The following is an 11,982-nucleotide window of genomic DNA, read 5'->3' on the forward strand; positions in this document are numbered from 1 at the left end:
GCAAATTGCATGCAATTATTGCATAAAATTAGTGCATGCAAAAAATCTGCCGCCGTATTATGCTGATCAAAGATCAATCGCACGAAACGAGGATACAAGATGACCGCCACTCTTGCTCCGGATGCTCCGGAACTATCGTCACCCGACGCTCAGATTGTGCGCGATTTTCTGGACGCATCGATGAAGCCCGATCCGGAAAAGGCCGCGACCTATATGTCGGACGATGTTGTCATCACGTTTACCGACGGCGCCAAATACGACCACCCGTCCGGCACGACCGCCTTTAACGCAGCGCGCTATAAATGGGTAAAAAAGAAGTTCGGGCAGTTCGACGTCGCACCGGGAAAGACCGAAACCGTGGTTTACAGTGTGGGCACGCTATATGGCGAATGGCCGGATGGAACACCGTTCGACGGCAACCGCTATGTTGACCGCTTTGTCATTCGTAACGGCAAGATCGTCAAAATGGATGTCTGGAATGAAAGTGCGGAACGCATTCTGATCCGTCAGGGTACAAGGGCCTGATCGGGTGCCACAGCTTTTACGGTCGGATGCACCTCCGTGTGACAGTCTATTCCTGACCGTCACGCACTTTGCGTGCATAGGGCTCAAGCGCATCAAGATACACAAGCGGCCCGGCTTCCTTGCGCGTGATCAGCGCCCGGTCAGCAACCGCCGTCAGGTGCGATCGCATCAATTCGCGCGCCTTTTCCTCGTCCCCGCAAGCAAGGGCATCAATAATCTGACGATGTTCCTGAATGCCGCAATCCGTCGAATGCGGCCGCGCATAAAGCGACAATGTCAGTCCGCAGCGATAGCCGATTTCTTCGACGTAACGCAACAAAACCGGGCTTCCGGCCAGCTTCGCCAGAAGGATATGAAACTCGGTCGCAAGTCGGATCGAAATCGGCTCGGACGCATGTTCGGCTTCAACTTCCTTGGCAAGATGGGCTTCAAGTTCCGCAAGCTTTTCCGGGGTCATTTCCTTGATCACACGGCTGATCACAAGGTCCTCGATCTGGGTACGCAACTCGAATATATCGCGGGCTTCTTCAAGGCTTGGCTTGGCAACCATCGCCCCGCGATTGCGCCGAAGTTCCACAAGCCCTTCGGCCGCAAGCCGTTCAAGCGCCTGACGGATCAAAGTACGGCTGACGCCAAAGCGTTCACCAAGGGAGTCTTCGGGCAGCTTCATACCGGGCAGCAGAACACGTTCAAGAATGGCGGACCGCAATGCCGAACTGATCAGTTCATTGCGATGCTTTGCTTTATCAGAAGCCTTCATAAGATCCCGGCAACAATGATGATGAATGCAACTCTGTATAGTCGATTGCATGCAATTGCGCCACCGCCGATCCACACAATTTGATCGTTCATTTACATCCAACCATCCATTACGAAAGATGCCGATATGCGTGCTGCCAACATTTCCACACCCTATCGCGCGATGGTCACAAGTCCGAGTATCGCCGCCAGCGAAGCAGGCGCACAGGTCCTCCGTGATGGCGGAACCGCGATCGAGGCTGTTGTCGCCACCGCCTCGGTTCTTGCCGTGACATATCCGCATTTTTGCGGCATTGGTGGTGATGCTGTCTGGATGGTTGCCGACAGAACCGGCAAGGTTTCATCGTTCCTCGGTATCGGACAGGTCGCGCTTGATGCTAAATTTGATGCGGGCGTCCCCATTGCGTTGCGCGGACCGGCATCAACCCTGACCACGGCCTGCACGGTCGATAGCTGGCAACACGCGCTTGATCATTCGGCGCGCAATTGGGGCGGAACGCGCAAGCTTGTCGATCTGATCGAACCGGCGATTACGCTGGCCGAAAATGGCTTTCCTGTCAGCAAATCACAATGTTTCTGGCTGGATTTCCGAAAAGATGATTACCGCAACTGGCCGGGCTTTGCCGATATCTTTGCTCCGAACGGGCGGATGCCAAAAGCGGGTGAAAGGTTCGTTCAACCGCGCCTTGCCGAGAGCCTGAAACTGATTGCCAGAAACGGCGCACGTGATTTTTACGAAGGCGAACTGGCAGCCCGGATTACCAAGGGGCTTGGCGATGTCGGCTCCCCTCTCCAAGCCCGCGATCTGGAAATGACCCGCACCCGGACGGCGGATGCCGTTTCGCTTGAATATGGGGATGTTACGCTGTTTGCCCCGCCTGCGCCAACACAGGGGCTGGCAACATTGATGACCATGGGCATACTGCGTGAATTGGGGATCAAGGATTGGGACGAAAGCAATCCGGACCATTTCCATCTGGTGGTAGAGGCCATCAAACGCGCCTTTCTGGAACGTGATCGGATTGGTGATCCCGACGGTACGAACCTTGATTTCAGTGATATGCTCGGCACTGACATGCTGCGCAAAAATGCAGCCGATATTGCAACAGACCTCGCGATGGAATGGCCCTATCCGTTCCGCCACGGCGATACGGTTTTCCTTGCGGCAACGGATGCACAGGGGAATTGCGCCAGTGTCCTGCAAAGCACCTATTTCGATTGGGGTAGCGGCGTTGTCGCAGGCGATACCGGCATTGTCTGGCAAAATCGCGGTGCCGCATTCAGCACGATCAACGGTCACCCCAACCAGCTTAAACCAGGCAAACGACCGTTTTATACATTGAACCCCGGTCTGGCTTTGCGGAACGGCAAACCCTGCCTGCTTTACGGAACGCAGGGCGCCGACGGGCAACCCCAGACACTGGCCATGCTATTAACCCGATTGATTGATTTCGGATTATCCCCGGCCGATGCGCTTTCCCGCCCCCGTTTCCTTCTGGGGAAAACATTTTCTGATTCCCGTGACAGCCTGAAACTCGAAGCAGACGCCGGACCAACCGTCTTTACCGAACTGGAAAATCGCGGGCACATCCTGCGTGAAATCGAGGCGCAAAGCGCACTTGCCGGACAGGCAGGTATCATCCGGATCGCGCCTGACGGCAATGTTGACGGTGCCCATGATCCACGTAGCGACGGGGCTGCCATTGGCATTATTTAATTCCCCCCCGCAACCCTCCTCTAAAAAGCATCCCGACCACGTCCGGGCCGGAAATTTTCCGCGCCCGGGTTTTTCGCCTTGTTTCAAAGGCTTCGCATTTATGCCGTTGCTTTGGCATGGTCTGCCACCGGATATTGTATAAATTTACCCCTCGACTCTTTAAAAAGAGTCCGGTAGCGTGTGATTAATCGATTAACCAGTTAATCAATGTTGCCAGATCACATCTTTTGGATGTTTGACGGGGGTATTAAGTGGCTTCACCGCGTTCCGGACCGAATATGAGCATGATTGCCGACGCCTTGGGCGTGTCTTCGGCAACCGTATCGAACGCGCTGTCGGGGAAAGGCCGGGTATCGACCGATCTGGTCGATAAAATCCGCAAGAAGGCTGACGAACTTGGTTATGTTCCCAGTAATGCGGGTCGTGCACTGCGCACGGGCCGATCAAATGTTCTGGGGCTTGTCCTTCCCGATATTTCCAATCCGCTTTTCCCGCAAATTGCGCAGGCCATGGAAGCGGCGGCATCAAATGTCGGATATGGGGTTCTGATTGCGGACTCGCGTGGCAAGGTCACCACACAGACACAGGCCATCAGCCGCCTGATCGAACGTGGCGTTGATGGTCTGGTCGTCATTCCGCGTCGTGGCACACGGATCGGTGATGTTGGATGTCCTGTCGCAATGGTTGATACCCCGTCCACACCGGGAAACACCGTTTCGGCGGACCATTGGGAAGGAGGGGCGAAGGTTGCGCGCCATCTGGTCGATCTGGGGCATAAGAATTTTCTTCTGATCGGGCATGATCCGGCATCGAATGTGCAGAATGACCGCATCGGCGGCATGAAATCGGCCCTTGGTCGCAATACCCGTCATACGACAGTCTGGCTTGAAACATTGATGTACGAACGTGGCGAACGGGCATCGCTTGGCCTGATTGACCACGTTAAAAACGGTGTCACGGCGATTGCCGCCGTTTCGGATTTGCATGCCCTTCGCGTTCTGACCGAATTGCAGACCGCCGGAATCAAGGTCCCGCAGCAGGTCAGCGTAACCGGTTTTGACGATCTGATTTTTTCCCCCGTGGTGACCCCTTCGCTAACCACGGTGCATATGGATATGGCCCGGATTGCCGAGCTGGCCATCGCCGCCCTTGTCCGTGAAATCGAACAGGGCAAATCCACCGTTCAAAATGGCAAGGCGGCAAAACAGACCGTCACTGCCGATACGTCGAAGGTTTCGATGGAACTGATGGTCCGCGCGTCAAGCGGACCGCCGGCTTCCCCTGACGCACCCTTCCCAACCGGAGAAACGCTGTGATGCCGATGAAAAAACTGTTTATGGCTTCTGCTGCCCTTTTGCTGTCCGTAAGTGCGGCAAAGGCCCAGGAAAAGACCCTGACCATTTCGGTCTATGGTTTCGCACAGGATGAATTCAAGGAACTCCTGTACGACCCGTTCGAAGAAAAATGCGGTTGCGAACTGGTTGTCGAAACCGGCAACTCGGTCGAACGTCTCGCCAAAATCGAAGCCAACAAAGCCGATCCGGTCATCGACCTTGCGGTTATTTCCATGCGCGATGCACTGGCCGCTGCCAAGGATGGCCTGACCGACAAGATCGATACGTCGAAGCTGTCGAACTTTGACAAGCTTTACGACATTGCCAAAGACCCGAATGGCGATGGCATGAGTGTTGGTTACACCTTCTATGCCAGCTCGATCGCCTATCGTTCTGACAAGATGACAGTCGAAAGCTGGTCGGACCTTCTGGCTGATGACGTGGTTGATCATGTTGCCCTTCCGAACGTCACGACCACACAGGGCCCGTTGACCCTTTATATGCTGGGCAAGGCACTTGGCGATGAAGACCCGTCGCTGAAAACCCCGATTGCTGCCGTTGGCGAAAAGAAGGACGAGATCGTCACCTTCTATGTCCGTTCTTCCCAGCTGGTGCAACTGATGCAGCAGGAAGAAATCTGGGCCGCACCCATCGGGCGTTTTGCATGGTCCGGCTTCTCGAAAATGGATTTGCCGATCAAATGGGCAACCCCGAAAGAAGGCCAGTCCGGCGGCATGAATGTCATGGTCCTGACCAAAGGCAGCAAGAACCGCGATCTTGCGCTTGAATTCATGGATTTCTGGCTTTCGACCGAAATCCAGACGGCATTGGCCGAAAACCTTGTCGACAGCCCGGCAAACAAGGACGTCAAGGTTTCCGACGAGATTGCCGAAAACCTGACCTATGGGGCCGATACCGTTGCCAACCTGCATCTGATCCCGTCACAGGTTGCCATCGACAATCAGGAAACCTGGCTGTCCGAATGGAACAACAAGGTCGGCCAGTAACCGACACCGAACCCATTATCGGATCGGGGCATGTCGCCATTTACCCTGATCCGGCGAGCCTCGCTCGCGCCACCACTTATTGACTTTAACCGACGACAAGGTTGCCGAGATGTTTCAGAACCGGGCCGAAGCCTTTGCGCTGGTCCTCCCTGCCGCGATCTTTGCCGCTGTGGTCTTTCTGGCCCCGGTTCTGATTCTTCTGTCCGAAGGTTTTCGGTCGGGCGACAGCTGGACGATACAGGCCTATATCGATTTCTTCTCCCAGTCGCTGAATCAGACCGTCTTTTTGCGCACGCTTAAACTTGCGGCACTGGTCACGGCAGCCTCAGCCGTGATCGGCTATGCCGCAGCTTTTGCAATCGTGAACCTGCCGCCGAAGGGCAAGGGCAGGATCACCGGCCTTGTTGTCTTGCCGCTAATGATTTCGCCGGTGGCGCGGACCTATGCGTGGCTGGTGATCCTTGGCCGAACCGGCTTTGTGAACAAGGCACTGGTTGCCGTCGGGCTATCGGATGAACCGATCCGTTTTCTGTTCACCGAAACAGCCGTTTTCATCGGGTTGCTGCAACTGTTTCTGCCGCTGATGATCATTTCGCTGATCAGTGCGCTTGAAAACATGCCGCGCGATGCGGTGCCGGCTGCTCGCGTTCTTGGCGCCAACTGGTTGCAGGTTTTCACCAAAGTCATCCTGCCGCTAACCAAAGAGGGCCTTGTGATCGGTGGTACGCTGGTCTTTACCGGCTCAATGACCGCCTATATCACCCCGGCCATTCTGGGCGGTTCCAAGGTCCTGATGCTTGAAACCCTGCTGTATCAGCGCGTGACTGTTGCCAATGATTTCGTATCGGCCAGTGTGATCGCCCTGATCCTGATCGTCATGGCATTTGCGGCCAATCTTCTGCTCAAACGCCTTGCCACCGCGAGGAACAAGCGATGACCAACAAGCTGTTTTCCCCGATCATTCTTTTACTGGTACTGGCCTTTCTTATCGGTCCGTTCCTGATCATTATCGCGGCATCGCTGTCTGCTGGCGAAACGCTTGCCTTCCCGCCGCAGGGGCTGTCCCTGCGCTGGGTGCTGAAAGTCTTCGAGGTCGAAAGCTTCCGTGCGAGTTTCGGCATCTCGATGTTTCTCGCCATCGGCGGCACGCTTGCCGCCCTGATCCTTGGCATTCCGGCAAGTTATGCGCTGTCGCGCTACAAGGTCCCCGGTGCGGAAACCATCCGAACCATCGTATCGTCACCGATCATTGTACCGGGCATTATCGTCGGTTTGGCGCTGCTGCGTTATTTCGTCGTACCTTTCAATTTCGGCATTCTGTTTGCACTGTTTCTGGCGCATACCGCGCTGATCCTGCCCTATGCGGTACGCGTGGTGTCGGCCAGCCTGAATAATTTGCGATCCGACATTGAAGAAGCTGCCGTGCTTTTGGGGTCGTCGCGGGTTGGTGCCTTTTTCCGCGTGGTGATGCCAAATATCCGTGGCGGTATTCTCGCCGCCTTCATTCTGGGCTTTGTCACCAGTTTCAATCAGGTGCCGGTTTCCCTGTTTTTGTCCGGGCCCGGTGTCCGAACCCTTCCAATCGACATGCTCGCCTATATGGAAATCACCTATGACCCGTCGGTCGCAGCCCTGTCCGCGCTGCTTGCCTTCATGTCGCTGGGCATTGTCTTTCTGGCCGAACGTTTCCTAGGATTTTCCCGCTATGTCTGATGCCCGCTTTCTCTGTCTTGAAAAACTGACCCTGTCTTACGGTAAAAATGTTGCCGTACCGGAAATGGATCTTGATATCGGCAAGGGAGAACTGGTTGCCCTGCTTGGCCCGTCGGGCTGCGGCAAAACCACCACCATGCGCGCCATTGCCGGGTTGATGGAGCCGTCATCGGGCAAGATCATCCTTGATAATGTCGACATCACCCGGACCCCCGCCAACAAACGCCCGGTCGGGCTGGTGTTTCAGTCCTATGCCCTGTTCCCGCACCTTAACGTCTATGAAAACGTTGCCTTTGGCCTGAAGCTGATGGGAGTTCGCGGCAAGGAACTGGACGACAAGGTTCAGGAAGGCCTTCGTACCGTCGGGCTGTCCAAATTCGCTACCCGCAAACCCGCCGAGCTTTCCGGAGGCCAGCAGCAGCGCGTTTCGCTGGCGCGTTCGATGGTGATGGAACCCAAAGTGCTGTTGCTTGACGAACCGCTTTCAAACCTTGATGCCCGACTACGCCTTGAAATGCGGACCGAATTGCAGCGTGTGCAAAAGGAAAGCGGTGTCACGATGATCTTTGTCACCCACGATCAGGTCGAAGCCCTTGCGATGGCGGACAGGATTATCGTGATGCTTGATGGTCATATCGAACAGATCGGAACACCAGAAGATATCTATAACCGCCCTGTTTCCGATTTTGTTGCGGACTTTGTCGGGTTTGAAAATGTCTTCGCGCTTGAAAACGGCAAACTTAAAACCGCAACCGGGGCTGTCGAACTGTCGGGCACGGCCCCTCTTGATGCCAAAGGCCTTGCCTGGCGCCCGTCCATGGTCACCCTTGGCGATGGGCCGTTCGAGGGCACGATACGCGGTACGTCTTTTGCCGGTGGAACACGAGAATATCTGCTTGATACCCCGCTTGGCCCGATCAAGGCGGAATGCGATGCCAGCCTTCCGGCCCATGAATTCAGTTCTGTCCTGAAATTCGATCTGCCTGTATCGCGGGCCGCATCCCTATCGCGCGTCGGGAGCCTCTGATGGGACTGTGGATCGACACCGATATGGGCTTTGACGACTTGGTCGCCGTGCTGGTTGTCATCCATGCCGGAAAGCATATCGACGGGATGTCGCTGATTGCCGGGAACTCCCCTCTTGAGCGCGTGCGCATTAATGCAGCCAGTGCGGCGCGCCAGTTTGACTGGGATTTCAAAATCTATACCGGTCGCGAAACGGCGGTTATGGGTGGGCTTGAAACCGCCGAACGGATTCTTGGGCCCCTTGGCATGCAATCAAGCGGCGTACATCTTCCCGATTGCCGCCCGATTGCAGAATGCAGCGCGTTCGACGGCCTTTGTAACTGGCTTGAAAGCAAATCCGGACCGGATGATGAACGCCATATTCTGGCCCTTGGCCCGCTTGGCAATATTGCATCGCTGGTTCTGGCCCGGCCTGATCTGGCGCGCAAAATCGACTGCGTGACCTGGATGGGGGGTGCCGTAACGCACGGCAATCACACCGCCCTAGCCGAATATAATGCCTATGCCGATCCCGAAGCGGTCGCCATTACCCTGTCCCATCAGGTGCAATTGCGCATGGTTGATCTCGACCTTTGCCGACGGGTGCTTGCCACCCCGGATGATGTTGCACCTATACGCAATGCTGGAGGGAAAAATGCGGGGCTTCTGGCCGACCTGAGCGAAGGATACATCAATATCGCCCTGTCACGCGGGCGCGATGCGATGGCGGTTTTCGATCCTTGCGCAGCGGTAGCGGTGATTGATGAAGATGCGATCAGCTTTGCTGATGCACATATCGAAATTGACACCAGCCAAGATCCTTCGCGCGGGCAAACCATTATTGATCCCCGCCCGACCGCTATCAAAAACGCGCAATATGCCGTTTCTGTTAACACGGAACGTGCGTGCGACCTGATCTTTTCAGCCCTCAAGGCGGAAGCAGCAAAATGAATAATCGCACGACAGAACCCGGCGATCTAACCTGCCATAAATTGCGCACACGTGCCGTCGCCGCCGCACGCGGCGATGAACCGTTCGATATCCTGATTACCGGTGGCAAGCTCGTCGATATGGTGACCGGTGAAATCCGCAAGGCCGATATCGGCCTGATCGGCCCGATGATCGCAAGCGTCCATGAACCGGCAACCAGAAGCGACGCCCGCAAGATCGTCAGTGCCCGGGGCGGTTATGTCAGCCCCGGCCTGATCGACACGCACATGCATATCGAAAGTTCGATGGTCACACCGGCGATCTATGCCGAAACGGTCGTTGCCCGCGGCGTCACGACAATCGTCTGGGACCCGCATGAATTTGGCAATGTGCGGGGGCTTGATGGTGTCCGCTGGGCGATTGATGCAACACGTGACCTGCCATTACGCGTTCTGATTCTGGCGCCGTCCTGCGTTCCCGCCGCCCCCGGCCTTGAAATTTCCGGTGCTGATTTTGACGGTGATGCCATGGCCAAAATGCTGTCATGGCCCGAAGTCGCCGGGGTTGCGGAAGTCATGAATATGCGCGGCGTGATTGATCGCGACCCGCGCATGACCAATATCATGCAGGCAGGGCTTGCTTCGGGGAAACTTGTCTGCGGTCATGCGCGAGGCCTCGAAGGACCCGATCTTGCGGCCTTTATGACGGCCGGAGTCAGTTCCGACCATGAACTTGTTTCAAACGATGATCTGATGGCAAAACTGCGTGCCGGTCTTGCGATTGAAATGCGCGGATCGCATGACCACCTTCTGCCGGGCTTTGTCGAGACGCTTAATGAGTTGGGTTTCCTGCCGCAAACCGTCACGCTTTGTACCGATGACGTATTCCCCGATGACCTGTTTCATGCTGGTGGGCTTGATGATGTGGTGCGTCGGCTGGTCCGTTATGGCATGAAGCCCGAATGGGCGTTGCGGGCGGCAACCCTGAATGCCGCGATGCGCCTTGGCCGTTCCGATCTTGGTTTGATTGCTGCCGGACGGCGTGCAGATATTGTCATCTTTGACGACCTGACCGATTTCAGGGCACGCCAGGTTATTGTAAATGGTGAAATCGTCGCCGGGGCCGGTGAAATGGCATCACGGGCGGTTTCGATTGATCCCGCCCCCCTATCTGACACCATGAAGATGGATGTCCTGTCCATCGATGATTTTCGTGTTCCCGCATCCGGGGATCGCGTCCGGATCGCCACCATTGACCGGCCACGCTTTACTCGCTGGGCAACAGACGACGCCGATGTCAAAGACGGCTATGTGGTGCCGCCTATAGGCACGACCATGATCGCCGTTGCCCATCGCCACGGAAAGGCAGACAGCAAACCACGCGTTGGCTTTCTGACCGGATGGGGTGACTGGAAAGGTGCCGTTTGCACCACCGTCTCGCATGACAGCCACAATGTTACGGTGTTCGGTGGCAATCCGCGCGATATGATGGTCGCCGCCAATGCCGTCATCCGTGCCGGTGGCGGTATGGCGGTCGCATCAAACGGCAAACTTGATGCGCTTCTTCCGCTGCCACTTTGCGGGTTGGTGTCAGACGCACCGATGGATCATGTTGCGCAGCAATTTGCCGATATCCGAACCGCGGCGGATGCGATTGTCGACTGGCAACCGCCCTATCTGGTTTTCAAGGCCCTGTTCGGCGCGACATTGGCCTGCAACCCCGGCCCGCATCAAACCGACCGTGGTATCGGCGATGTCACGACGGGGCAGCTTTTGACCACACCGGTTCTGGAAATCATTTAAACCGCAAAATCCCCCGCCATATCCATCGTGAGATAGAGGGGGATTGAGGTGTTATTTCGCCCCGTTCAATGACGCAAAATAGCCCGGCTGATAATCGATCGGAAGGAAGCGGTGATGCAGCTGGCGAAATGTTTCATCGGGATCAACATCGGAAAACAGGTCCGGATGGAACCATTTTGCCATCTGCTGGATCGCGACGAACTGATAGGGGCTGTTATAGAACTGATGCCAGACAGCGTGGAACGCATGCGTTTTTTGCGCGGCAATTCCAAGATAGGCCGAACGTGTCGGATAATATTTCAGCTTCTTCTCTACCAGTTGCGCATCCGCTCCCGGCCCGACCGGCACCCATTTTCCGCCCGGCACATAGGCATCCCACGCGGCACTGGTGATAATCACATGATCAGGGTTTGAAACCAGAACCTGTTCAGCATTGATTTGCCCGAATGTTCCCGGAATCAGGTCCTTGGCAATGTTATCGCCCCCCGCCATTTCGACCATCGCGCCAAAATTGCCATCCCCGAATGAATGGCAGCAATCCTCGTAAAAACCGGCAGCCCGATCGATGAACACCTTTGGTCGCGACGGGTTCGCTTCCGCCAGTTTATCGGTCACGCGGGCAATTTCGGCGGCGCGGAATTTAATAAACTCTTCTGCGCGAGCTTCCTGATCGAACAGCTTGCCAAACAGCCGGATGGATGGCTCGGTATTGTGTTCCGGATCATGCCGAAAATCGACATAGATCACCGGGATACCAAGCGCACCAAGCTTTTCAACATAGTTCGCCTCGTCCACGGCCTGTTGTGTTTCAAGGTTCAGGAAAACAACATCAGGTTTTTGCGCAATCGTGGTTTCGATATCAATCAGGCTTTGTTCCAGCCCAGCAAATGCCGGTATATCGCCAAAGACCGGGAACTTCGCCAGATAGGCCTGATAGGTGGCCGGGTCGGCCTCGATCAAATCCTTGCGCCAGCCGACAATCCGCTTTGCCGGATTTTCACGATCCAGTGCGGCAATGATATATAGTTGCCGCCCTTCACCCAAGACAGCCCTTTGGATCGGCACATTGACCCTGACCTCTCGTCCAGCAATGTCGGTGACGGTGATCATTTCGGCCTGTGCCTCCTGGATGAACAGCAGGCTTAAACCTGCGGTGGCAATCAGGCGCGATATCGTTTTTACGATCATTA

Annotated in this window: 11 protein-coding genes; 9 read left to right on the forward strand and 2 right to left on the reverse strand. The window is 55.8% G+C overall.

Going from position 1 to position 11,982, the window contains the following annotated elements; genetic code table 11:
• Positions 1 to 99 precede the first annotated feature (99 nt).
• Positions 100 to 525: a nuclear transport factor 2 family protein gene (locus AUP42_RS10150; RefSeq protein WP_062951511.1), complete on the forward strand. Its 426-nt coding sequence runs from the start codon at positions 100 to 102 to the stop codon at positions 523 to 525.
• Positions 526 to 571: 46 nt separating this feature from the next.
• Here the strand turns inward: AUP42_RS10150 and AUP42_RS10155 are convergent, their stop codons facing one another.
• Positions 572 to 1,285, reverse strand: coding sequence for a GntR family transcriptional regulator (locus tag AUP42_RS10155; RefSeq protein WP_062951512.1), 714 nt, complete (start codon positions 1,283 to 1,285; stop codon positions 572 to 574).
• Positions 1,286 to 1,411: 126 nt separating this feature from the next.
• On the opposite strand from AUP42_RS10155, the gene AUP42_RS10160 reads away from it, so the two are divergent.
• From AUP42_RS10160 to AUP42_RS10195, 8 genes are all read left to right on the forward strand, one after another.
• On the forward strand, positions 1,412 to 3,001 hold the full coding sequence (locus tag AUP42_RS10160) for a gamma-glutamyltransferase family protein (protein ID WP_197468264.1): 1,590 nt from the start codon (positions 1,412 to 1,414) through the stop codon (positions 2,999 to 3,001).
• 278 nt (positions 3,002 to 3,279) lie between these two features.
• Positions 3,280 to 4,317 (forward strand): LacI family DNA-binding transcriptional regulator, encoded by a 1,038-nt coding sequence (locus tag AUP42_RS10165; RefSeq protein ID WP_156484594.1) that lies wholly within the window; start codon positions 3,280 to 3,282, stop codon positions 4,315 to 4,317.
• Entirely contained in the window at positions 4,317 to 5,342 is a 1,026-nt protein-coding gene (locus AUP42_RS10170; RefSeq protein ID WP_231858234.1) for an ABC transporter substrate-binding protein, read from the forward strand. Before AUP42_RS10165 ends, AUP42_RS10170 begins: the two co-directional genes overlap by 1 nt.
• Positions 5,343 to 5,451: 109 nt before the next feature.
• Positions 5,452 to 6,279: an ABC transporter permease gene (locus AUP42_RS10175; protein WP_037990615.1), complete on the forward strand. Its 828-nt coding sequence runs from the start codon at positions 5,452 to 5,454 to the stop codon at positions 6,277 to 6,279.
• Positions 6,276 to 7,055 (forward strand): ABC transporter permease, encoded by a 780-nt coding sequence (locus AUP42_RS10180; protein ID WP_062951514.1) that lies wholly within the window; start codon positions 6,276 to 6,278, stop codon positions 7,053 to 7,055. The genes AUP42_RS10175 and AUP42_RS10180 overlap by 4 nt, the downstream gene beginning before the upstream one ends.
• Positions 7,048 to 8,082, forward strand: coding sequence for an ABC transporter ATP-binding protein (locus tag AUP42_RS10185; RefSeq protein ID WP_062951515.1), 1,035 nt, complete (start codon positions 7,048 to 7,050; stop codon positions 8,080 to 8,082). The genes AUP42_RS10180 and AUP42_RS10185 overlap by 8 nt, the downstream gene beginning before the upstream one ends.
• Positions 8,082 to 9,011 (forward strand): nucleoside hydrolase, encoded by a 930-nt coding sequence (locus AUP42_RS10190; RefSeq protein ID WP_062951516.1) that lies wholly within the window; start codon positions 8,082 to 8,084, stop codon positions 9,009 to 9,011. Before AUP42_RS10185 ends, AUP42_RS10190 begins: the two co-directional genes overlap by 1 nt.
• Positions 9,008 to 10,792, forward strand: coding sequence for an adenine deaminase (locus AUP42_RS10195; protein WP_062951517.1), 1,785 nt, complete (start codon positions 9,008 to 9,010; stop codon positions 10,790 to 10,792). The genes AUP42_RS10190 and AUP42_RS10195 overlap by 4 nt, the downstream gene beginning before the upstream one ends.
• A 51-nt stretch (positions 10,793 to 10,843) precedes the next feature.
• On the opposite strand, the gene AUP42_RS10200 is transcribed toward AUP42_RS10195, so the two are convergent.
• A complete protein-coding gene (locus AUP42_RS10200; protein WP_062951518.1) occupies positions 10,844 to 11,980 on the reverse strand; it encodes an ABC transporter substrate-binding protein in 1,137 nt (378 codons plus the stop codon).
• Positions 11,981 to 11,982 lie beyond the last annotated feature (2 nt).

Origin of the sequence: Thalassospira lucentensis (assembly GCF_001613805.1) — a bacterium.
Lineage (GTDB): Bacteria > Pseudomonadota > Alphaproteobacteria > Rhodospirillales > Thalassospiraceae > Thalassospira > Thalassospira lucentensis_A.

Bases quoted from the DNA above. Each gene is read 5' to 3' on its own strand.
- AUP42_RS10150 (WP_062951511.1), top strand. From the start codon at position 100: ATGACCGCCACTCTTGCTCCGGATGCTCCGGAACTATCGTCACCCGAC.
- AUP42_RS10155 (WP_062951512.1), bottom strand. From the start codon at position 1,285: ATGAAGGCTTCTGATAAAGCAAAGCATCGCAATGAACTGATCAGTTCG.
- AUP42_RS10160 (WP_197468264.1), top strand. From the start codon at position 1,412: ATGCGTGCTGCCAACATTTCCACACCCTATCGCGCGATGGTCACAAGT.
- AUP42_RS10165 (WP_156484594.1), top strand. From the start codon at position 3,280: ATGAGCATGATTGCCGACGCCTTGGGCGTGTCTTCGGCAACCGTATCG.
- AUP42_RS10170 (WP_231858234.1), top strand. From the start codon at position 4,317: ATGCCGATGAAAAAACTGTTTATGGCTTCTGCTGCCCTTTTGCTGTCC.
- AUP42_RS10175 (WP_037990615.1), top strand. From the start codon at position 5,452: ATGTTTCAGAACCGGGCCGAAGCCTTTGCGCTGGTCCTCCCTGCCGCG.
- AUP42_RS10180 (WP_062951514.1), top strand. From the start codon at position 6,276: ATGACCAACAAGCTGTTTTCCCCGATCATTCTTTTACTGGTACTGGCC.
- AUP42_RS10185 (WP_062951515.1), top strand. From the start codon at position 7,048: ATGTCTGATGCCCGCTTTCTCTGTCTTGAAAAACTGACCCTGTCTTAC.
- AUP42_RS10190 (WP_062951516.1), top strand. From the start codon at position 8,082: ATGGGACTGTGGATCGACACCGATATGGGCTTTGACGACTTGGTCGCC.
- AUP42_RS10195 (WP_062951517.1), top strand. From the start codon at position 9,008: ATGAATAATCGCACGACAGAACCCGGCGATCTAACCTGCCATAAATTG.
- AUP42_RS10200 (WP_062951518.1), bottom strand. From the start codon at position 11,980: ATGATCGTAAAAACGATATCGCGCCTGATTGCCACCGCAGGTTTAAGC.